The sequence below is a fragment of the Knoellia sinensis KCTC 19936 genome (assembly GCF_000768705.1).
Lineage (GTDB): Bacteria > Actinomycetota > Actinomycetes > Actinomycetales > Dermatophilaceae > Knoellia > Knoellia sinensis.
The window spans coordinates 197,785-219,044 of record NZ_AVPJ01000005.1 but is presented as its reverse complement, the minus strand read 5'-3'; the positions used below and the strand labels follow the sequence as shown (position 1 = coordinate 219,044).

The window sequence follows — 21,260 nt, the reverse complement described above, 5'->3', positions numbered from 1 at the left end:
ATCACCGTGCCCAACTCATCGGACCACGTGCCGGATCTCGGAGAAGTGGCACGCGTCCGGATGGCCCGCGGCCCGCACCTCCAACGCCGGCTCCTCCGCCGCGCACCGCTCTGTCGCCTTCCAGCACCGGGTGCGGAAGTGACAGCCCGAGGGTGGGTCGGCGGGGCTGGGCACGTCACCCTCGAGCACGATGCGGTCATTTTCCCCGGCCTTGCGCGGGTCCGGGCTGGGCACGGCGGAGAGCAGAGCCTGGGTGTAGGGATGACCGGGCTCGCGGAAGACGTCGGAACGCTCGCCGACCTCGACGATCTTGCCGAGATACATCACGGCCACTCGGTCACTGATGTGACGCACCACGGAGAGGTCGTGGGCGATGAAGAGATAGGCGAGGCCTAGGTCGCTCTGGAGCTGGCGCAGGAGGTTGATGACCTGGGCCTGGACGGACACGTCGAGTGCGGAGACGGCCTCGTCGCACACGAGGACCTGGGGGTCGAGCGCCAGCGCCCGGGCGATCCCGATGCGCTGCCGTTGGCCACCGGAGAACTGGTGCGGGTAGCGGTTGACATGGTCCGGGTCCAGCCCAACGCGCTCCAGGAGGTCCTGGACGCGGCGACGCCACGACTCCCTCGGAGCCACGGAGCGGTGAACCGCGAAGGGTTCGGCCACGATGTCCCCGACGGTCATGCGCGGGTTGAGCGAGGAGTACGGATCCTGCAGCACGATCTGGATCTGGCGTCGGAGTTCGCGCAGGCGACCATGGGGCATGTCATGGATGTCCTCGCCCTCGAAGAACACCTGCCCCTCCGTGGCCTCCTCCAGTCGCAGCACGAGCTTGGCCACCGTGGACTTGCCGCAGCCCGACTCGCCGACCAGCCCCAGGGTCTCCCCGGAGGCCAGATCGAAGTCCACCCCGTCAACGGCACGCACCGTGCCGACCTGCTTCTTGAACACGATGCCCCTGGTGAGGGGGTAGTGCTTCACGAGGCCTCGCACCTGCACCAGTGGCTCAGTCATGGCTGCTCACAACCTCTTCCCAGAAGTGGCAGGCCGACTCGCGACCGGACCACACGGCATACAAAGGAGGTTCATCCGTGGCGCACTCGTCGCGGGCGATGGGACAACGGGGGTGGAACGAGCAGCCCGAGGGGACCTTCATGAGGTTGGGTGGCGCGCCGGCGATCGGGACGAGTTCCTCGCGGTCGTCGTCCATCCGCGGGATCGAGTCGATGAGCCCCTGGGTGTAGGGGTGCGCTGGCCTCTCGTAGAGCTCGATCACCGGACCGTGCTCGACGATGCGTCCCGCATACATCACCGCGATCCGGTCGGCGACATCGGCGACCACGCCGAGGTCGTGGGTGATGAGCACCAGGGCCATCGTCGACTCGCGCTGCAACTCGGCAAGGAGGTCCATGATCTGCGCCTGCACCGTCACGTCCAGGGCGGTCGTCGGCTCGTCGGCGATGAGCACGTCGGGCCCCAGGGACAGCGCCATCGCGATCATGATGCGCTGGCGCATACCCCCGGAGAACTGGTGCGGGTAGTCGTCGAAGCGGCTCGTGGCCGCGGGGATGTGGACCCGGTCCATCATGTCGATGGCCCGCCGTCGCGCATCCGCACGCGAGGCGCCCTCGTGGACGCGATACATCTCCGCGATCTGGTCGCCGACCGTGAAGACCGGGTTGAGAGAGCTCAACGCGTCCTGGAAGACCATGGCGATGTCCCTGCCGCGGACACGCTGCCGGGCACCCTCGTCGAGGCCGAGCAAGTCCTTCCCGCGATAGCGGATGCTGCCCCGGGTGATGTGTCCAGGCGGGGAGTCGATGAGGCCCATGACGGCCTGCGCTCCGACGCTCTTGCCGGAACCGGACTCGCCGAGAATTGCCAAGGTCTCCCCCGCGTCGACGTGGTAGCTGACGCCGTCGACGGCGTGCACCACGCCGTCCCGAGTCCGGAACTCGACAGCGAGGTCCTCGACCTCGAGCAGGGGGCCTTCGTGGTCGGGCCGGCGCTTGGTCGTGGGTGTGCTGCTGGGCAGCATCTCGGTCGCGGGCATGGCGCGCTCCTCACCGAAGCTTCGGGTCGAGGGCGTCGCGCAGAGCGTCACCCATGAGGATGAAGGACAGCACCGTGAGGCTGAGGAACATGCCCGGGAACAGCAGCAGGTGCGGCGCCTCGGCGATGCGGTACTGGGCGTCGGAGATCATGAGGCCCCACGAGATCGCGGGCAGCTGGAGCCCCACGCCGAGGAACGACAACGTGGCCTCGGCGGCGATGACGATCCCAACATAGATCGTGGCGTAGACGACGACGGGTGCAATGGCATTGGGCAGGATGTGCCGCGTGAGGATCCTGAAGTCGCTGGTGCCAAGAGCGCGGGCCGCCAGGACGTAGTCGCTGTCCCGCACGGAAATCACCGACGAGCGCATGAGACGGGTCATCGTCGTCCACCCGAGAACCGCCAGAACGAGGGTGACCTGGAAAAGGCCGCGGTTCTCGAAGACGGTGAGGATGACGATCGCACCGAGGATGAAGGGCAGGCCGAAGACCACGTCGGTGAAGCGGGCGATGATCGAGTCGGTGATCCCGCCGTAGTAGCCCGACAGACTGCCGAGCACGAGAGCGATCGCCACGGCGATCACGGTGACGAGGATGCCGATGACGATGGAGACGCGGGCACCATGGACGACCTGGGCGTAGTAGTCGCACCCGAGCAGGTCGTAGCCGAACCAGTTCTCGGAGCTGGGACGACCGAGCGACCGGGACAGGTCGCACGAGCGGGGGTTGGTGCGCGTGAAGACGACGGGGAAGGCGGCCATGACGACGAACACCGTGACGACGGCTGCGGCGACCAGGAAGATCTTGTCGTGCCGCAGCTCCCGCCATGCATCGGCCCACAGACTCGCGCTGCGTCCGGAGAGCTCACCGGCCGCCTCGCCACCGGAGGGGTCGGCGGCTGCACCGGTGGCACCGGTCTGGTCGCGGGCCGCTCCGCGGGGCTCGACGTCACGCGTGTCCGGTCGGCTGCGGGTCTTGTCACTCATAGCGGATCCTCGGGTCGAGGACGCCGTAGAGGAGATCCACGGCGAGGTTGGCGAAGATGAAGACGAGAACGAGAGCAGTCACGATCCCGACGACGACCGGGCCCTCCTGGGCACGGACCGAGAGGAAGACCTGCTGCCCGATCCCGGGGAGGTTGAAGATGCCCTCGGTGACGATCGCGCCGCCCATGAGCGCGCCAAGGTCGATGCCGAGGTAGGTGACGACGGGGATGAGCGAGTTGCGCAGGGCGTGGCGTCCGACCACCCGCTTGCGGCTCAGTCCCTTGGACGTCGCCGTCCGGACGTAGTCGGCCCGCAGGTTCTCGACGAGGCTGGTCCGGGTCAGGCGCGCGACGTAGGCGAGGGACAGTGCACCCAGCACGAATCCGGGCAGAAGGTAGCTGTACCACCCCTGCGAGATGCCGGCGATGGGGAACCACCCCAACTTCACCCCGAGCAACAACTGCAGGGTGAACCCGAGCACGAACGTCGGGATCGAGACGATCGCCGTGGTCGTCACCAGCACGAGCGTGTCGAGGTAAGACCGACGCCGCAGGGCTGCGACCACGCCGGCCACGAGACCGATGAGGATCTCGAAGATGAAGGCGACGAGGGCCAGCCGGATGGTCACCGGGAACCTGTGGGCCATGATGTCCACGACTTCTCGACCGTTGTAGTCCTTGCCGAAGTCACCCTGCACGAGTCCGGCCATGTACTTGCCGTACTGGACGACCAGCGGGTCGTCGAGGTTGTACTCCTCACGCAACGTCGCGACGGTCGAGGGTGAGATCGGCCGGTCGCCGGCCAATGCCCGGATCGGGTCCCCGGGGATCGCGAACACCAGGGCGAAGATCAGGAATGTCGTGCCGATGAACACCGGCAGCATCTGCAGGAGCCGCCGTGCGGTGTACCTGCCCATGACGCCCTCCTTCGGAGTGGGTGGTGGACGACTGGCGACGACAGGTGGTGACGCCGTCGCCAGCCGCCTCTTGGGGCCGTTCCCTGGATCGGCCCCCAGACCGGGCTACTGGTTGACCGTCACGTCCTCGAGTCGAACGCGGGTGAACGCGTCGATGACGACGTTGTCGACATGGTCGGAGTGACCGGCCTGGACCTTGCCGAACCACATGGGGATGATCGGCATGTCCTCGAGGATCAGGTCCTCGGCCTTGTTGTAGGCCTCGATACCCGCCTCGACACTGTCCGCCGCATTGCCCTCGGCGATGAGGTCGTCGACCGCCTTGTTGGAGTAGGTCGTGTTGTTCGACGAGCCGCCTGAACTGTGGATCGGCTCCAGGTAGTTCTGCGGGCTCGGGTAGTCCATGACCCAGCCAAGACGGAACGGTCCAGTGATCTTCTCGGAGTCGAGCAGGCCGAGGTACTCAGCGAACTCGAGTGACTTGAACTGGATGTCGGTGATGCCGAGGTTGCTGCGGAGCTGGTTGGAGACGGCCTCCATCCACTTCTCGTGGCCGGCACCGCTGTTGAACCACAGGGTCAGCGGCCCGCTCCAGCCGCCAGCCTCCTGGAGCAACTGCTTGGCCCGTTCCGGGTTGTAGGTGCAGGGCTCACCACACGGGTCCTCACGCGAACCGGTCACGACCGGTGAGACCACGGACTTCGCAGGCTGGTAGGCGCCGCTGAAGATCGCGTCGATGATTGCCTGCCGGTCGATGGCCATCGAGAAGGCCTGGCGCAACTTCGGGTCCTCGAACTTCGGGTCGTACAACGGGAACCCGACGTAGGTGAAGCTCGAGCTGGGTCGCTCGACGAAGCGCTCGCCGAACTGTGACTTGGCCTCACCCAGTCGCTCGGGCGGCAGTGAATCCATGATGTCGAGGTTGCCGCCGAGCAAGTCGTTGTATGCCGTGTTGACGTTCGAGTAGATCTTGAACGTCACCGCATCGGCCTTCGCCTTGTCACCCTTGTAGTTCTCGTACCGCTTGACCTTGATCTGCTGGTCGTGCTGCCAGGTGCCGTCCATCATGAACGGACCGTTGCCGATCGGACTCTCCTCGAAGGCCTTGGGGTCGTCCTCGTAGGCCTTGGGCAGTGGGAAGAACGCCGTGTAGCCGACAGTCAGCGGGAACTGGCTGAACGGAGCGGTGAGCGTGACCTCGAAGGTCCTGTCGTCGATGACCTTGAGCCCGCTCAGCTCCTTGGTGCTCGGCGCCGGGGGCTTCTGTGCACCGTCACCATCGGGGTCCTTGGGGTTGAGTGCGTCATAACCCTCGATGTTGGCGAAGAAGTAGTTGTTGCCGTAGGCATTGGGTCCGTAGGCGCCGGCGTTCCAGGCCCGGACGTAGGACTGCGCGTCAACGGGCTCGCCGTTGTGGAAGGTGAAACCCTCCTTGAGCCTGATCGTCCAGACCTTCTGGTCGTCGGACTCGATCGACTCGGCGATGGCGTCGTCGAACGTCATCTCGCTCTCGTCGGCCGTGAAGCTCACCAGTGGGGTGAACAGCGCACCCAGCACCTCGCCGCCGCACGTCTCGTTGGTGTTCTGCGGGATCAGGTGCTCTGGTTCGCAGACGTACATCGAGAAACTTCCGCCGCTCTCGCCGGTGTCTTCGCCGCCGCTCTCACTCGCGCCACCACAGGCCGTGGCCGTGAGTGCGGCCCCGGCCGTGATGGCCATCCAGATCTTCATGCGTTGCCGTGTCATGGCGTCCGCCTTCTCTCTCCTGTGACTCACTGCCGCGCCGGTGTTGGGCATTCGGCCATGAGTCCAGAAAGCCACTCGACCGGCGCCGACACCACCCCTCGGGGACCCATCTGGGCGCTTCGTCACGCAACCTCAAAGCGGCCGTCATCGAGCCGCAACACTGGCCACCCCACCGTGATGCACCCGCGAAACCGCAACGAGAGCGTGGGGTTCGGAGAGAACCCCTCGGGGCACAGTGAAGTCATGAAGACAACCAGCAGCCACATCGCGAGCATCCGCCGAGCGGCGACTGCCGTCACCGCTGTCCTCGTCCTGACGTCGTGTGCCACCTACCCCACCACGACGGGCGACTCACCCGGCACCAACCTCGAGATCGACGGCGTCAAGATCCGCTACGCCCACCTCGAGGCGCCCGAGGACCCTGACGGGTGGGAGACCGGAGACGACGTGCCCCTGTATGTGTGGCTGCACAACAGTTCGGGCGAGCCCCGGACCCTCACCGGGGCCAGCAGCCCGATCGCCTCGAAGGTCACCTTGAGTGAGGGTGCGTTCCCCGTCGACCTCCCGACCATGGAGTGGGCGCAGCTCGAGCGAGGCGCGCCGCACCTTGTCCTGCACGACATCGAGGAGCAGGTGCGTGGCGCCGAATTCGTCACCGTGACACTGGAATTCGCCAGTGGTCGCACGGCCGTGATGGATGTCGAGGCAGTCGACCCGAACCCCGATCCCCCACAACTACCCACCTCGGACACTGACGGCTGACAGCGCAACCGCAGCACGCGGCATACGAGAGAATTTTTCTCCGTATGCCGCGTGCTCGCGTTCCAGGGGAGTCAGGCCTTCTCGTCCTCCGCATTGCCATGAACGCTCAGTGCCGCGGTCGCGGGTCCGTGCAGGACCGAACCGTCGAGGGCGAACCGTGACCCGTGGCAGGGGCAGTCCCACGAACGCTCGGCGTTGTTGAACGCCAGGGCACAGCCGAGGTGGGTGCACCGCGCGTTGACGCTGTGAACCGTGCCCGCCTCGTCACGGTAGGACGCCACGAGCTGGCCGCCGATCCGCCCGACACGCGCCTCGCCCGGAGCCAGGGATTCCACCGAACCCTCCGTCGTCGCCGCCTTGAGCAGGTCGGTGACGAGGTGCTTGGCCACGACCGCGTTGTCCTTGGCGACGCCGGCGGCCACGTCGAGATCCGCGCGCGCCGGGTCGAAGAGCGTGGCCAGCTCCTCGTCGGCCCGGCCGAGGACCTGATCGGCGACGAGTCGGCCACCGGCCGTGCCACCGGTCATCCCCCACAGGTTGAACCCCGTGGCCACCCACAGGTGGTCGGCGCCGGGGTGGAAGGGCCCGACGTAGGGCACGTGGTCCGGGGTGACGAGGTCGTGGGCGGACCAGCGGTGGGTCACCTCGGTGACCCCGAAGTGCGTCGCCGCGAAGTCCGCGAGCGCGGCATACCCGCTTTCGACGTCGGTCTTGGTGCCGACTCGGTAGTTCTCACCGCCGACGATCAAGCGCACGCCCCCGTCGCTGTCGGGGACCGTGCGGAACGAGCGCGATTCGCTCGTGCAGAGGTAGGCCGCGTCCGGCGCCTTCGCGGGATCGACGAGTCCGCTGACGACGAGGTCGCGGATGGGTTCGAGACGCGCGAAGTAGCCGCCTCGGTCGAGGATCGGGAAGTGCGACGTGATGAGGACGTCCTGCGCCGCGACCCGGTGGTCGGCTGTGACGACGGTGCGCCCGTGGTCCTCGACGCCGGTGACGCGGCAGCCCTCGACGATGACGCCGCCGGCCTGTTCGATCTTCTCGGCGAGATGCAGGAGCCACTGCCTCGGGTGGAACTGCGCCTGGTCGTCCATGCGCAGCACGGCAGTCACGTCGAACGGCAGGGTGGAAGCCCCTGTCTCGACGCTCGACGGCAGGCCGGCCGCAGTGCACGCGGCGGCCTCCGCCTTGTAGGCGTGGACGTCCTTGTCGTCCGTGGAGTAGAGGTTGGTCGGGATCCGCTCCCACGCGCACTCCACGCCGTGCTCGGCCACCTGGGCGTCGATCCACTCCAGCGCCTCGCGTTGGGCTCGCGCGTAGGCGCCTGCGGCTTCCGGGCTCTTGCGACGGCTGAGCTGGTCGTAGCGCAACCCGTGCTGGGCGGAGACCTTGGCGGTCGTGTGACCACTGACCCCGCTCGCGACCGGGGCGGCCTCGAGGAGAAGGACACCCCGGCCGGCCTGGGCCAGGTGCCACGCCGCGGTGAGCCCGGCGATGCCGGCACCGACGACGACGACGTCTGCCGTCGCCGGGAGCGTGGCGCCGGACCGGTCGGGCGCGGGCGCCGAGTCGATCCACCATGAGTGAGGGGCTGGAAGTGCCATGGGTCTCCTCCGTCGATCGACAGTGCCTACCCCAACCCTTGCCCTGAGTACGCGCCCTGTAAACCCCTCCACAAGGGGCTTCCCGATGAACGACCGGACGCGTAATGTCGCAGGGGTCAGGAACGGTCACCCCGGACCCCGGTGACTCCCGAGCCCCCTCGCACGTGGCACAGGAGACAGACATGAACCTTGACCAGAAGCCCGGGATCTCTCAGTTGGACGACTTTGCGTGGCCACCTGAATCGTCGACGCCACCGCCGGGGTCTGTTCGGGCGCTGATCGCTGAACTGGCGCAGATCGAGGACGCCGTCCGGCGTGCACCCACCTTCGCCACCCCGGCAGACGGTCAGGCACAGGTGAATGGTCAGGCACAGGTGAATCCAGAGCTGATGGAACTCATGGCACGGGAGGACCAGGTCGTGCGCGCCCTGCGGAGCCTCCGTGTCGGTTCGACGTAGGGCGGAGAAGGGTCGACATGGAGAGCAACACTTCGAATCTGCAACCGGATGGGACGACGTTCCCACCGGTGCTACCCGATCCTCCACCCCCGCCGGGCTACGTCTCACCGCTGCCTGAGGATCTGGACTCGGGCGTTGTCCAAGCGGAGGCCGACGCCCCAGCAGGGGCACCAGCGGACGACGTGGCGCCTTCCGCCGACTGAAAGGAATGCCGGACGGGGCCTACCGGCGGGCGGTCAGGTCCTCGTGGCTCGAAGGATCGGTCACCACGCCATGGGCGACATCGCTGAGCCTGTGATTCTTGCTGCGCGCATAGTCCCGCATCAGCGCGAACGCCGCATCGACATCGATGCCGTGCATCCGCGCCAACGCACCCTTGGCCTGTTCGATGACGATTCGGCTGTTGAGGGCGGCTTGCAGCTGCTCGGTGAGCACCTCGGAGTTGCGGATGGCGCGCTCCTGAAGCAGACCAATCGTGGCGACGTCGGCCAGTGCCTGGACAATCCGGACATCCGTGCCTTCGAGCCGGCCGGCGTCACGGCTGAACAGGTTCAGCGCACCAATGACCTTGCTGCGGTGTCGCAGCGGGAAGGCGTGGACAGACTGAAACCCTGCTTCGCTGGCGCGCGGTGCGAACAGCGGCCAGCGGTCGTCTGCCTCGTTCAGGTCAGTGTTGATGACGGGTTCGCCCATGCGATAGCAGTCCAGGCACGGACCCTCCTGGTATTGGAGCTGGAAGAGTTCCAACAGCTTCACGGACTCCGTCGAGGAGGCCATGTATTGGAGCTGACCGTGCGGATCTGCCAGCAAAAGCCCGGCGGAAGCGGCGGCGCTCACCGTGGCGGTATGCGTCGCCAGGGTCTCGAGGAACTCGATGACGTCGAACTCGTCGACCAAGGTGTCAGCGAGTTCGACGAAGACCTCGGCCAACTGCTCCACGGCGATCATGGCGGTTCCGCCTCCCCATCCGTCCTCCGGGCGAATGCCTGCGTCAGAGTTCATGAGTGTCCTTGTCCAGTCTGATTTTACCGCTGATGATGTCGCGAGCAACGTCGCCGATCGATTGGTTCTCGGCGTAGGCGTAGCCGCGGATTCTGGCCATCGCCTCGTCGATGCTCACGCCCAGATCAACCATGACCATGCCCTGCGCCTGGTAGACCTCGACGCGGTAGGCCAGGACGTCATCGAGGTCCGCCCTCGCCTTGCTGCCCTCATCGCCGTTCTGGCTGTCGACCAGCACATCCATGGCGACGTCGGCGAAGGTGAAGGCATCGTTGAGTGACTCTGCGCTCAGGGGACCGGGCTCGTCACGATAGACATCGAGCGCGCCCGCCCGCGCGGCCCCGACCTGCAATGGGAACGCGAAGACAGCTCTCACGCCGTGGTCGTGGGCTGCGGGGGCGTAGCCCGGCCACCGCGCTGAGCCGTGGGCCTGGAGGTCGGCGACAAGGACGGGTCGGCGGGAGGTGTAGGCGTCGATGCAGGGCCCTTCGCCCAGTGCGAACTGGAGCTCCTCCAGCGCACGTGACGTGGCATTCGATGCCGCGATGGTGCCGCCGTGGTTGTCCTCAACCAGCAGGCTCAGCCCGACTCCGCTGGCAGGGAGCACTCGGGTCAACGCCGTGCACAAGCGCTCCAGGCGTCCGATTGATCCGGGAGACCCGCCCACGACGCGGGGCTCGGCGTCGATGAGCTGATTGACCCGAGCACGTCTGGCTCCATGGTCAACCATGACGACCGCCGCGCCTGGTGCTTCGCATGGGCTCGACCCTAGTCGCCGTGGGTCCCACGAGCGTCTTCCGGCGCGAACCCAACTCGGTCGACCTTGCGGTGGAAGCGCATCCCCGCGAGCCCGCCGAGCAGTGCCCCGATCAGGCTCGCCACGGCGGCGATGATCAGGGCAATAATGCCGCCCGTGGTCAGGGTTCCACCGTCGACCGGAAATCGCGGGAAGCTGTTCAGTTCGCTGAGGACGTCGTATTGGCTGCCGGCCATCGCTGCGACGCCGGCCACGACGAGCGCTGCCAGCACGGCCCACAGCCACACAGCCAAGCCCTGCTTGAGGCCGTTGAAGCGGGCCATCCGCCCCGCGACGTAGCCACCGCAGTAATAGGCCACGAAGAGGACGACGAGCAGGATGATCGCGCCCACGACTCCGACGGTTGCGGGGTCGGCCGCAGCGTCAGCCACTGCCGTGTCGGGATCAGTGCCGGTGCTCACGCCGACGGCCGTCCCGGCCGCAGCCACCAGCGCCGTGAGGATCACCGCTACGCCGACGGCGGTCAGCCACCCGAAGAAGGCCGAACCGAACTTCATGCCGCCGTAGGCGTCCTGCTCCCGTGCGTGGAGGTCCCTGCGGCCCGTTTCGGCGGATCCCGGCGCGTAGTCGGTCCGCTCCCGGTGCTGGTCGCCATCGGGGCGCCCGCCGTCGTCATATCCGTCACGGCCGAGGCCGTCATCGCGGTGGTGTCGCGTCGGTTCACTGTGCCGGTTCGCTGACGTGCTCATCTCGTCTCCTCAACAATCCTTCGTATGCCGTGTCGGCTGAGTGCCTGTCGGCGCACTCCCGTGCCGAGCGCCACGGGCCCACCCCGATCCGGGCAACGGATCTGGGTGGGCCCGAGCCCGGTCGCTCAACTGCCGAGAGGGTTGCCCATACCGCCGCCACCACCACTGCCCATGAGGTCCTGGGGGTTCAGGCCCAACTGGCTGAGCTTGTCCTTGTCCTTGTCGGTGTCGAGCTGCTCGGGGAGTGCGGACTCGGCCTGCGTTGCCTTGTCCTCGTCGCCGCGCTGCCTGAGCAGGTCAACGATCTGCTGGCGATCAATCTGCATGTCGTGCTCCTTCTCTTGTTGGTGCGTTCCCGAGGGTTCCCCGGGCGACCAGGTGAGGCGGTATCCACCGGTGTGAGGGTCCCGTGCGCCCCACCTGGACGTTCTGGTGGGTAGCGATCAGCCCTGGTCCGACTTCCGGTGCTGCCCGGTGCGCGGCTTGGTCTGCCCCTCGGCACCTGACTGGGATTGGGGAGTCTCGGCCTCGATCTTTTCCTTGCGGACCTCTTCGGAGACCGGCTCCTGGTCAGTGACCTTCTCGGTGTTCATCCGGACTCGTTCCACGGGTACTGCCTCCTTCTCAACTGTGGGGCGCTCCTCATGAAGCGTCACCTCGTGTTCCGCATCGGTGATGTCGTTCCCCGCCATCGCCTTGTCACGGTTGGCGTCGGTGATCGGCTCGCGCTCGACCCGGACCTCCTCCCGCGACACCGGGACCGTCTTCGTGACGTTCTCGGTGACGACGTACTTGCGCAGCCGTGCCTTGCCGCTCTCGCGGCGTTCGGTGCCCACGTTCAACCGCTCCTCGGAGCGGGTCATGGCGTCGTCGGTGGTGGTCCCCGACGTGTCGCGGCGGGCCGTGCCGTCGGTAGGGCTTGTGCCGGCACCCTCGCGCCCGGGAGCGCCGCCCGCGGGCAGCCCTGTGTCGGAACGGGACTCGCTGTAGTCCATGCCGTAGTGGCGGTAGAGCTCAGCCTCGTCCTCCTGCGTGAGGTGGCCGTCGTGGGTCTCGACCTGAGGTGCGTCCTTGATCGTGTCCTTGTCGAACGGCACCTTGAGGTCCTCGCCGGCCAGATCGGCCTCGGCCAACGGAACGAAGGCCTCAGTCGCCCCGAACCAACCGGTCTTGACCGTCGCCCACTCGGGCCTGTCTGTCTGGTCGTCGAGATAGATCTGGGTGACGCTTCCGATCTTGCTGCCGTCGTTCCCGACGACACTGCCTTCGCGGCTGAGCAGATCGTGGACTTGCTCCATGGTGATCATGCGGTGATTCCTTTCGAGTCCGTCGGCCGTCGTGAGCCGACGGGTTGGATCGTGACGTGCGAAGCGTTCAGACCTGTCGGGATCCGGTGTCGCCGTACTGGTTCGGGTCATACGCCGAGGTGACGCGATACGGTGCGCGCTCGTCGTACGGCTGATCCTGTTGGCCCGGCTGGTCGGACTGGTCCGGCTGACCGGCCTGTCCGTACTGGCCGGACCGGCCCTCGGACTGCTCGTACTTGGCCTGGGCCCGGGTGCGGACCTGCTCGGCCTGCTCCATGATCGACGGGGCGTTCCTGGCCTCCTCCTTGATCTTGGGGGCCTCTTCCTCCGCCTTGGTCAGGTAGCCCTCCCAGCGGGTCTGCATCGGCTTGATGAGCCCACCGCCGGCGCCGACGATGATGACTCCGGCAAGCGTGGCGAGGATCGCGATGAGGACGGGCATGGTCACCGTGGTGGCGACTCCGATCTGGTTCAGCGCGGCAATGACTCCGAGGAACAGGATGAATCCGCTCGCGATGCCGGCGAGGACCTTGCCGTAGGACAGGCCACCGAGAGTGCCCTCGATCAGGGTCTTGACCGCCGCGGCGATGGCCGAGGCAACCACGATGATGATGATGGCCACGATGAGCTTGGGCAGGAACGCGATGACGGCCGTGATCAGCTCACTGATCGGGTTCGGGCCGAAGACGCCGAAGGCCAACTGCAGCACGAACAGCATGAGGGTGTAGAAGACCAACTTGCCGACGATGTCGCTGGCATCCATGTCGGACTTGTCCAAGGCCTTCTTGACCCCGCCGCGCTCGACTGCGCGATCGAAGCCGACCTTCTCGAGTACCTTGCCGATCGCCTTGGCGATGAGCTTGGCGACGATGTAGCCGATCACGAGAATCAGCAGGAAACCGATGAGTTTGGGGACGAACTCCGCGATGGTGTTCAGGCCGTTCTCAAGTGCGTCTTGCATGACAGACCTCCGTGGGTTGACGGTGGCATTCATCTGCACCGAACCCGGAGAGGACTCGAACTCCTTGAAAGTCGGCTGACTTCCCAGACCCGGGCATCAGGTGCGATGCGCTGCCGGGGTCTGGGGCAACTGTGCCGATATGGACTTCGCGCGGCTGGCACGAACCAGTGACTTCTGGCTACTCCAACCACTTCTCAACATACTCGGTCAGGGCCATCGTGCAACCCCTGGAGACGGCCCATTCGTCATGGCTCACCCCTGACAGGCCGTCAGAAGACGGCTCCTCCGCCGGTGACACCCAGGACGGTTCCGGAGACATAGCTCGCGTCAGCCGTTGAAGCCAGGAAGACATAGGCCGGAGCCACCTCGCCGGGCTGACCGGCACGCCCGAGCGGCGTGTCCTTGCCGAATGTCTCGACCTTCTCGACCTCGCGGGTAGCCGGTTGAAGAGGCGTCCAGATGGGTCCGGGCGCAACGGCGTTGACGCGAATTCCCTTGGGGCCCAGCGCCGCTGCGAGGTTGACTGTGAGGTTGTTGATGGCCGCCTTGGTGGCGGCGTAGTCCATGAGGCCCGGCGACGGGTCATAGGCCTGGATCGACGTCGTGTTGATGATCGTTGCCCCCTCACCGAACTGGGCCGCAGCCGCCTTGCACATCCAGATCACCGCCACGAGATTCGTCTCGATGACGCGGTCTACGTCGTCCGGCTCGAGGCCTTCCAGACCGTCCTTGCCTCTGCCCCTGTCCCACTGGAACCCGGCATTGTTCACCAGGATGTCCAGCCCACCGAGTTCCTTCGACGCGTCGGCGACAACTTGGTCGCAGGTTGCACGGTCACGGAGGTCACCAGGGACTTGGACCGCCTGACGACCTGCTTTCGTCACCCAGTCGCAGGTCTCGTCGGCGTCCACTTGCTCCGCCTGCAGGTAGTTGATGGCGACGTCCGCTCCCTCACGGGCGAAGGCGATGGCGATGGCGCGGCCGATGCCCGAATCTCCACCGGTGATCAGCGCCTTGCGCCCCTCCAGACGTCCATGGCCCACATAGGTCTGCTCGCCATGATCAGGAACTGGCGTCATGTCCCCGGTCACCCCGGGCGGATCCTGTTGTTGCGCGGGGAAGCCGCCCTTCTTGTCGGTGCGGACCATGCGTGCAGCTCGAGCGCCGATGTCGGTCATCACATCTCCCCTTGTCGGTTGGGTCGTCCCTCTCCCCCTACCCCGCCGCGTGGGACGCGAATCATGGCCGTGTCACTGGAAGAAACGCGCCAACGCTGCGGCAACCTCTTCCGGGTTCTCCTCGGCCATGTGGTGTCCAGAGTCGATCGGCTGCCCCGTGACAGTTGGAGCCCAAGCCCGCCAGATGGCAAGTGGGTCACCGTAGAGGTCGACCATGTCGTCGCGCGTCGACCAGCAGAAGAGCGTTGGGCACCGAACAGTGCGCCCGGCCGCGTGGTCCTGTGCCTCGTGCTCGCGGTCGATCCCCAGTCCGGCACGGTAGTCCTCGATCATGGCCTCACGTGTCGCGGGGTCGTGGATCGCGGCACGGTACTCGGCGAACGCCTCAACCCCCATGTGTTCCGGCGTCCCGCCGTACCAACGGTCAGGATCGGCGCCCACCGCCAGCTCAGGCTTCTCGGCTGCGCCGAAGAAGAACCAGTGCCACCACTTCCGCGCGAACCGTGCGTCTGCGCGCACCAAGGCTTCACTGATCGGTATGCCGTCCAGCACGGCCAGTCGGGTCACTCTCGTCGGGTGGTCGAGGGCAAGGCGCAGCGCCACGTAGCAGCCCCGGTCGTGCCCGGCGACGCCGAAGCGATCGTGGCCGAGGTGCTGCATCAACGCCACGAGGTCGGCTGCCACCGCGCGCTTGGACTGCTGACTGTGGTCGGGTCGGACCGCGACCGGCGTGGACGCTCCATAGCCCCGCATGTCGGGACAGACCACGGCGAAACCTCGCTTCACCAGTCGGGCGGCCACTGCGTGCCACGTGGCTCCCGTGCGCGGATGGCCGTGGACCAAGAGGATCGGCGGCCCATGGCCGCCGTGTCGGACTCTCAGAATCGTCTCGCCGACATCGACCCGTTCGTCCGTGAAGCCGGCGAAGAACTCCCCGACCGTCACGCGTCGATTGTGCCCGGAGTGGCGCTGCGCAGGGGGGTGGCCGACTCGGGTTCCTCACACACACCGGGGATCGCCCGAGCGGAAGCGGCGCCGCGTCGGTCGATCGTCGACACGATCTCGTCGGCGAGATCGCGCAGTTTGCGATTGGTGTTCATGCTCAGGGTGCGAAGCAGGTCGAAGGCCTCCTCCTGGGTGATCTTGTGCCGCTCCATGAGGATTCCCTGGGCCCGGCCGATGACCGCGCGGGACTCCAGCCCGGCGCGCAGCTGTCCAGCGAGGTCGCGGGCAGTCTGCTCGGCCGCTTCGATCCGTGCCTTCGCCGTGAGGGACAGCGCAGCATGACCAGTGGCCGTCAGCACACTGTCGACCACCGAGTCCGTGAACGCTCCGGGGTGCGTCGAGTACAGGCTCAAAGCCCCAGGAGTGGAACGCTCACCCCACCCGGGAAGCAGGAGGAGCGCCGGGGCAAAGACGGCCAGACTGATCGAGAGCACCGAACACACTCGCAGCCGTTCGGCGACCGTCGTGAGAGCAGGGCAGCCCGATGGGTCCGCGAGGTTCGGGAGCGAACCCGCGGTCCAGCCCCCGTTCTTGATGACCTCAACGGCCGGACCACAGCGCTGGCGGAACTGGGCGGCGTCCAGCTCTGCCGCACCGTGGTCGCTCGCCCACAGCGATCGGAGGCGCCTATGCGGTTCCATCACTGAGAGTGCTGCAGTCCCATCGGGGGGACCCACCTGGAGCGCCACGCGAGCGATCGCAACGAGGGCTGCGCCCACGAGGTCCTCGGGAGCCCGCGCGCTCGGGACCGAGGGCCGCGTTGCGGACCCTCCGGGCAGGAGTCGCAAAGGGCTGCTGGGCAGGCCATCCCGTGGCGGCAATGACCGCGGGCGTCGACCCGTGTCCCCAACCCGCGAAGCGGGTGGTTTCGGGACAACGGTCACGCCATGGCGAGCCGTTCGTGAACTCATGCCAAGCGATCCAAGGTGTTGGACGTCACTGCCCGGCGGCGCAACTCGGACACGATGTGTCTCTCGGCATCCTTCAGGGCGGTGAAGTCGGGATTGATCGTCACGCGGTGGCCTTCGCGCAGCACGGTGGGAACCGCGCGCAGGACATCCTCGATCAGTGCGAGATCGGCAATCAACTCCCTCACCGACTTGCTCAAGGGGTTGTCGTCGGGGGCGCGTGCCGAGTTCGGCGCCAGCGCCACAGCGGATCGGTTCTCAGTAGGGCCATCCCATGTCGTTGACATTGATCTGCCTTCCCACGGTTTCGATGAATGCGTGGTCACCGGGGTCTGGGATGGCCAAGGAGTCAACACGTCCACACTAGACCGGCCAAGCGCGGATGCGTCAGACACGAGCGGGTCATTCTGCGATCGGGCCCGGCGCAGGCGTCGTGCCATGCGTGCGTCGATGCGGCCCCACCGGGGTCTGGGGTGAGGTCGTGATCGCCTCGCGTCAGAAGATGAAGATCAGCAGGGCAATGATCAGAAGAACACCGACGATGGTCCAGATGAGTCCGGAACCTTGCATGGCTCACACCTCCGTTGAGTGACGTGCATTGCCCTTCCGACATTACGCGAGTGGGCTGGCACATGGCCTGATGCAGCCGCCCTGATCTGCGCGCGGTCTCCGGTGTCGTGGTTGCCGGGGCATGGGTTGCGGACGCGGAGGCAGGGTGGTTGTGTGGTCGGCAGACGACCCGTGGTCCAGCAGCGGTGCCATCCGTCCTCAGTCCCGACTGAGAGAGGATCACCATGCTCGCCCCCCTACCCTCCCAAAGCCGGCACAACCACGCCGATCACGACCGTGCGGAGGCCCTGCTCATCAGGGCCGAGACATGTCGAGACGTCTCCCTGCGGCAGCAACTGCGGGACGAGGCAGTGGTGCTGACCCTCGACCTCGCAGACGACGTTGCACGCCGCTACCGTGGCCGGGGCGTGGAGAGCGACGACCTCACACAGGTCGGCCGGCTGGCGCTTGTCAAGGCCGCGAACGGGTACCGGCATCGCGCTGGAAGCGTCTTCCCGGCATACGCGATCCCCACGATCTCAGGGGAGATCAAGCGCTACTTCCGCGACCACGGCTGGATCGTCCGCCCGCCCAGAAGACTGCAGGAACTCCGTGCCGAACTCGCCCAGACCGAGGGCCGGATGCAACAGAGCGTGCTGCGCGAGCCGACCGAACGAGAACTTGCGGACGCTCTCGACGTCGACCCGGAGGACATCCGTGAGGCGAGGTTCTGCTCGGCCGGCTACCACGCCCTGTCCCTTGACGCACCGGGGGCGAGTCGCGCCGCCGCGGCCCTCGCGCCCGCGGATTCGGGCGCCGATGACGTGATCGCGGATCGCGACGCACTCGGTCGTGCCCTGGCGCAGCTGACCCAGCGGGAACAACTCATCGTTCGCCTGCGCTTCGTCGACGAACTGACCCAGCTCGAGATCGGCCGGTCGATCGGCCTCAGCCAGATGCAGGTCTCACGGCTGCTCACCGGCATCCTCGGTCGGCTCCGCGAGTCCATTCAGGGCTTGGCGGAGAGCGCCTAGAGAGGAGTTTCGTGCTGTTGGGGCCAAGGCCGCAGTTTCCTTGCGTGGCCGTCGACAGTCACCCGGCGACGGCCGAGGTGCAATCCGTCGATGCGGAGTGGTTCCCAGTCCGGTGGCGTGTGGGTGTCGACGTGGTCCGACTCCGGGTCGAGGCCAAGCAGGCTGGTGACCAACGCGATGGGCGTGACCGCCGCCCAAGCCTGCGGTGAGCAGGACGTGGGGTACGGCACGGGGAAGCCGAGATCGTCACGGGCAAAGCCCCCGAACAGCTCGGGCATTCGTCCATCGAACGCCGCCGAGGCCTCGATCATCCCGTGGGCGATGCGCGCTGCCGCCGTGTGGTGCCCGTACCGGACGAGCCCGGCAACGAGGACGGCGTTGTCGTGCGGCCAGACTGAGCCGTTGTGGTAACTCACCGGGTTGTAGGTCGCCATGCCGTCGGCGAGTGTTCGCACTCCCCAGCCGGTGAACATCGCCGGTGACAGAAGTGCGTCGACCACGTGGTCGACACGTCGCTCGTGAATGATGCCTGTCCACAGGCAATGACCCTGGTTGGATGCGAGTGCGTCCACCGGACGCTTGTCCCCATCGAGAGCCAGGGCGAAGTGGCGGTGCTCGGGAACCCAGAAGGCGTCGTCGAACGCGGCCCGTAGTTGATCGGCTCGAACATCCCACCCTTCGGCACCCGATGTGTCTCCGACTCTGCGGGCAAGGTCAGCTCTCGCACGATAGGCGCCATAGACGTAACCCTGAACCTCGCACAGGGCTATGGGGCCTCGCGCGGGGGCTCCCTCACGGAAGCTGATTGCGTCTTCGGAGTCCTTCCAACCCTGGTTGAGCAGGCCTCGCTCGGTCGTCCGTTGGTACTCCACGAATCCGTCGCCGTCGAGGTCGCCGAAGTCCGCGATCCAGGCCAGTGCCCGATCGGCGAACGGAAGGAGTTGAGCCACGTCCTCGTCGGCCATGCCCCACCGGGCGGCTTCGCCGAGGAGCATGACGAACAGCGGTGTCGCGTCGACACTTCCGTAGTAGACGGAGTTTCCGCCCAGCGCACGGGACTCGTCGATGCCGAGCCGAACCTCGTGCAGGATGCGCCCGGGCTGTTCCTCGCTGGATGGGTTGATCTGCCGCCCCTGAAGCCGGGCCAGAGTGAGAAGTGTCCCCCGCGCCAGCCCGGGGACCCACGGCAGTGCGAACCAGCTGGTGAGCAGCGAGTCGCGGCCGAAGAGCGCCATGAACCACGGCGCTCCGGCCGCGACCACATCGAGGTCAGGATGCTCCGGATCGACGAGCCGCAAGGCGCCCAGGTCCTCGGCACTACGATCCAAGGCGTCCTGGAGCAGCGGGTTGTCGCTCTTCACAACGGGTATGGCGGCCCGCCAGTCCGTCATTCGACGTGACGGAGAAGTGGGTTCGGCCGACGCGTCCGCGGAGGGCCCGACTGAACTGGCGGTGCCGTCCTCGGCAACAGTCACCTCGACGACCGTCTTCCACACCTGACGAGGCGGAATCGCGAGATGCCACGTCACGGACCGGCGGGTGGCGACAGCACCCGGCGAATGCACTCGAACCTGGCGGCGTCGACCCCGATGGCCCACCGACAGCTCCAAGGTGCCATCGGTGACCCTGCGCTGTTCCTTCCGCCTCACGGTCGTCCGGCGGAACTCCTTGACGTCGAAGAGATCTGCGAAGTCTGTGTCGACAGCCAGATCGAGCACGGAGCTCAGCGGCTCCGCGCTGAAGTTGCGCACGATGATTTCCTCCGACATCCCCTCAGCGAGGGTGCGGCGGCGCTCGACCACCACAGTGGGCTCGATCTCCCCGGGGCGGCTCGATGCGCGTGCCACAAAGACTGCGGAGTAGGGGTCCGGGTTGGCCACGCCCAGCGGCTCCAGGAGAGCGTCGTCCAACGCAAGTTCCCAGGTGGAGATGACCCGGGTATCCCGGACGAACAGCCCGTGGGCATGATCGGCATCCATGTCGCCGGAGCGGCTGCTACGGCAGAACGACGAGCCAGCCAGAACCGTGACGTCTTCTGCGCCCGGTCGCACCGAGACGTCGACGAGGTCTGCCACGCCTTGGGTCGACGGAGTGGTCACGGGACCGGCGCTCCTGCTGCGCGGTGCACCGCAGCTGCGCGCCCGTCTCGCTCAGCCCTCGGTGCGGCGGTTCGCCCCCGAGGCGTGGGCCCGCTCAGCAGCTGACGGTAGACGCGCTCGTAGCCCGACGCCATGACGTCGAGGTCGAACCGCTGCGCGCAGTGCCGACGGCATGCCACGGGGTCGATGTCGGAGACGGACCGAAGCGCGCCCGGCAGATCAGCGACCTCGTCAACCACGAGTCCGGTCTCCCCGTGCACCACGATCTCGGGGACGCTACCGCGGGCGGTGGCCACCACCGGAGTCCCGCACGCCAACGCCTCGATCATGACCATCCCAAAGGGCTCCTCCCACTGGATGGGGAAGACCAGCGCTCGGGCGTGGGCCAGCAAGTGCCGCTTGAGCCCGGCATCAGCCTCCCCCACGTACTCCACGTCCGGCCCGAGGGCTGGCTCGACCTGGCGGGCAAAGTACCTCCGTTCACCGGGTTCGCTGCACTTGCCTGCCAGCACGAGCCTCAGCCCCGCGGCCCGCGCCGCGCTGATCGCCAAGTGGGCGCCCTTGTCCCAGCAGAACCGGCCGAGCCACAGCACGTAGTCATCCTTGCGCGCCTCGAATGGGAAGGACGCGACGTTCGTCGCGTTGTGGACCGTCCCGGCCCAATTGAGGCCTGGGTTGAGTCGGCGCTGCGCAGCGGAGATCGCCACCAGGCTCACGGCACTGCCGAGTCGCCGGTAATAATCACCCATCTCCCCGGTCGCCGGGCCGTGGACCGTCACCAGAGTCGGCGCGGCGCGACCACACGCGAGCAGCGGCCCGGCAAGCGAATGGTCGTGGACCAGGTCCACATCGACGTCTCGCAAGGCGTCGGCGACGGCGGCGGCCTCCAGCACTTCGGGGATGGCCAACCCCAGTCGCTCGCTCGGCGGGACCTCGAACGCGGAAACAAAGCGAGACGCACGCGTTCGGTTGCGTCCGGCCCCGACCAAGGTGACCTCGTGCCCGCGCTGCACCAGCCCATTCACCAAATCGGCGACGACTGACTCAATACCGCCGTATCCCGCGGGCGGAATCTCGAACCACGGCGGCGCGACCACCGCGATCCGGAACGAGTTGGGCAAGACCTGCCGGTCCTGCGACGGCATTGCGGTCCTCCTTTCGCGCACGTTCCACCAAAGCACCAG

The 21,260-nt window shown here is 66.9% G+C and carries 21 protein-coding genes; 3 read left to right on the top strand and 18 right to left on the bottom strand.

The features are described 5' to 3' along the window. Positions 1–15: 15 nt before the first annotated feature. The 5 genes from N802_RS09030 to N802_RS09010 all read right to left on the bottom strand — a co-directional run bounded on the left by N802_RS09030 (position 16) and on the right by N802_RS09010 (position 5,703). Positions 16–1,014, bottom strand: a complete 999-nt coding sequence (locus N802_RS09030) for an ABC transporter ATP-binding protein (RefSeq protein ID WP_035914939.1) — start codon at positions 1,012–1,014, stop codon at positions 16–18. Continuing rightward, positions 1,007–2,053, bottom strand: a complete 1,047-nt coding sequence (locus N802_RS09025; protein WP_084072060.1) for an ABC transporter ATP-binding protein — start codon at positions 2,051–2,053, stop codon at positions 1,007–1,009. Before N802_RS09025 ends, N802_RS09030 begins: the two co-directional genes overlap by 8 nt. Before the next feature lie 10 nt (positions 2,054–2,063). Further along, positions 2,064–3,041, bottom strand: a complete 978-nt coding sequence (locus N802_RS09020; RefSeq protein WP_052109677.1) for an ABC transporter permease — start codon at positions 3,039–3,041, stop codon at positions 2,064–2,066. Then, positions 3,034–3,957, bottom strand: coding sequence for an ABC transporter permease (locus N802_RS09015; protein WP_035914936.1), 924 nt, complete (start codon positions 3,955–3,957; stop codon positions 3,034–3,036). The genes N802_RS09020 and N802_RS09015 overlap by 8 nt, the downstream gene beginning before the upstream one ends. A gap of 105 nt (positions 3,958–4,062) precedes the next feature. After that, positions 4,063–5,703, bottom strand: a complete 1,641-nt coding sequence (locus N802_RS09010) for a peptide ABC transporter substrate-binding protein (protein ID WP_084072058.1) — start codon at positions 5,701–5,703, stop codon at positions 4,063–4,065. Between the two features lie 243 nt (positions 5,704–5,946). Between N802_RS09010 and N802_RS09005 the strand changes: the two genes are divergently transcribed. Further along, positions 5,947–6,465: a copper chaperone PCu(A)C domain-containing protein gene (locus tag N802_RS09005; RefSeq protein ID WP_169743409.1), complete on the top strand. Its 519-nt coding sequence runs from the start codon at positions 5,947–5,949 to the stop codon at positions 6,463–6,465. Between the two features lie 71 nt (positions 6,466–6,536). Here N802_RS09005 and N802_RS09000 read toward each other — a convergent pair whose 3' ends face one another. Beyond that, positions 6,537–8,069 carry an FAD-dependent oxidoreductase gene (locus tag N802_RS09000; RefSeq protein WP_052109673.1) on the bottom strand — a complete coding sequence of 511 codons (1,533 nt, stop codon included), beginning with the start codon at positions 8,067–8,069 and terminating at the stop codon, positions 6,537–6,539. 182 nt (positions 8,070–8,251) lie between these two features. Between N802_RS09000 and N802_RS08995 the strand changes: the two genes are divergently transcribed. After that, positions 8,252–8,527, top strand: coding sequence for a hypothetical protein (locus tag N802_RS08995; protein ID WP_035914933.1), 276 nt, complete (start codon positions 8,252–8,254; stop codon positions 8,525–8,527). A gap of 222 nt (positions 8,528–8,749) precedes the next feature. Here N802_RS08995 and N802_RS08990 read toward each other — a convergent pair whose 3' ends face one another. The 10 genes from N802_RS08990 to N802_RS08945 all read right to left on the bottom strand — a co-directional run bounded on the left by N802_RS08990 (position 8,750) and on the right by N802_RS08945 (position 16,639). Then, positions 8,750–9,466, bottom strand: coding sequence for an ANTAR domain-containing protein (locus N802_RS08990; protein ID WP_425402472.1), 717 nt, complete (start codon positions 9,464–9,466; stop codon positions 8,750–8,752). A 52-nt stretch (positions 9,467–9,518) separates the two neighbouring features. After that, positions 9,519–10,259: a GAF and ANTAR domain-containing protein gene (locus N802_RS08985; RefSeq protein WP_035914928.1), complete on the bottom strand. Its 741-nt coding sequence runs from the start codon at positions 10,257–10,259 to the stop codon at positions 9,519–9,521. Between the two features lie 38 nt (positions 10,260–10,297). Continuing rightward, positions 10,298–11,035, bottom strand: coding sequence for a hypothetical protein (locus tag N802_RS08980; protein WP_035914924.1), 738 nt, complete (start codon positions 11,033–11,035; stop codon positions 10,298–10,300). A 125-nt stretch (positions 11,036–11,160) separates the two neighbouring features. Then, a complete protein-coding gene (locus tag N802_RS08975; RefSeq protein WP_035914920.1) occupies positions 11,161–11,361 on the bottom strand; it encodes a hypothetical protein in 201 nt (66 codons plus the stop codon). A 117-nt stretch (positions 11,362–11,478) separates the two neighbouring features. Beyond that, positions 11,479–12,342 (bottom strand): DUF2382 domain-containing protein, encoded by an 864-nt coding sequence (locus N802_RS08970; RefSeq protein ID WP_052109671.1) that lies wholly within the window; start codon positions 12,340–12,342, stop codon positions 11,479–11,481. A gap of 67 nt (positions 12,343–12,409) precedes the next feature. Further along, positions 12,410–13,303: a mechanosensitive ion channel family protein gene (locus N802_RS08965; protein ID WP_084072081.1), complete on the bottom strand. Its 894-nt coding sequence runs from the start codon at positions 13,301–13,303 to the stop codon at positions 12,410–12,412. Between the two features lie 269 nt (positions 13,304–13,572). Continuing rightward, positions 13,573–14,481, bottom strand: a complete 909-nt coding sequence (locus N802_RS08960; RefSeq protein ID WP_035914917.1) for an SDR family oxidoreductase — start codon at positions 14,479–14,481, stop codon at positions 13,573–13,575. Positions 14,482–14,553: 72 nt separating this feature from the next. Beyond that, positions 14,554–15,426 (bottom strand): alpha/beta fold hydrolase, encoded by an 873-nt coding sequence (locus tag N802_RS08955; protein WP_035914914.1) that lies wholly within the window; start codon positions 15,424–15,426, stop codon positions 14,554–14,556. After that, entirely contained in the window at positions 15,423–16,127 is a 705-nt protein-coding gene (locus N802_RS19410) for an ANTAR domain-containing protein (protein ID WP_169743408.1), read from the bottom strand. The genes N802_RS08955 and N802_RS19410 overlap by 4 nt, the downstream gene beginning before the upstream one ends. Positions 16,128–16,393: 266 nt before the next feature. Next, on the bottom strand, positions 16,394–16,639 hold the full coding sequence (locus N802_RS08945; protein ID WP_035914909.1) for a hypothetical protein: 246 nt from the start codon (positions 16,637–16,639) through the stop codon (positions 16,394–16,396). Between the two features lie 549 nt (positions 16,640–17,188). Here N802_RS08945 and N802_RS08940 point away from each other — a divergent pair. Further along, the gene (locus N802_RS08940) at positions 17,189–17,977 is read left to right on the top strand and encodes a sigma-70 family RNA polymerase sigma factor (RefSeq protein WP_035914906.1); all 789 of its coding nucleotides are present in this window, start codon (positions 17,189–17,191) and stop codon (positions 17,975–17,977) included. Here N802_RS08940 and N802_RS08935 read toward each other — a convergent pair. Beyond that, the gene (locus tag N802_RS08935) at positions 17,974–20,076 is read right to left on the bottom strand and encodes an amylo-alpha-1,6-glucosidase (RefSeq protein WP_052109667.1); all 2,103 of its coding nucleotides are present in this window, start codon (positions 20,074–20,076) and stop codon (positions 17,974–17,976) included. The two genes, N802_RS08940 and N802_RS08935, sit on opposite strands and share 4 nt — an antisense overlap. Next, the gene (locus N802_RS08930) at positions 20,073–21,221 is read right to left on the bottom strand and encodes a glycosyltransferase family 4 protein (RefSeq protein ID WP_084072053.1); all 1,149 of its coding nucleotides are present in this window, start codon (positions 21,219–21,221) and stop codon (positions 20,073–20,075) included. Before N802_RS08930 ends, N802_RS08935 begins: the two co-directional genes overlap by 4 nt. Positions 21,222–21,260: the final 39 nt, after the last annotated feature.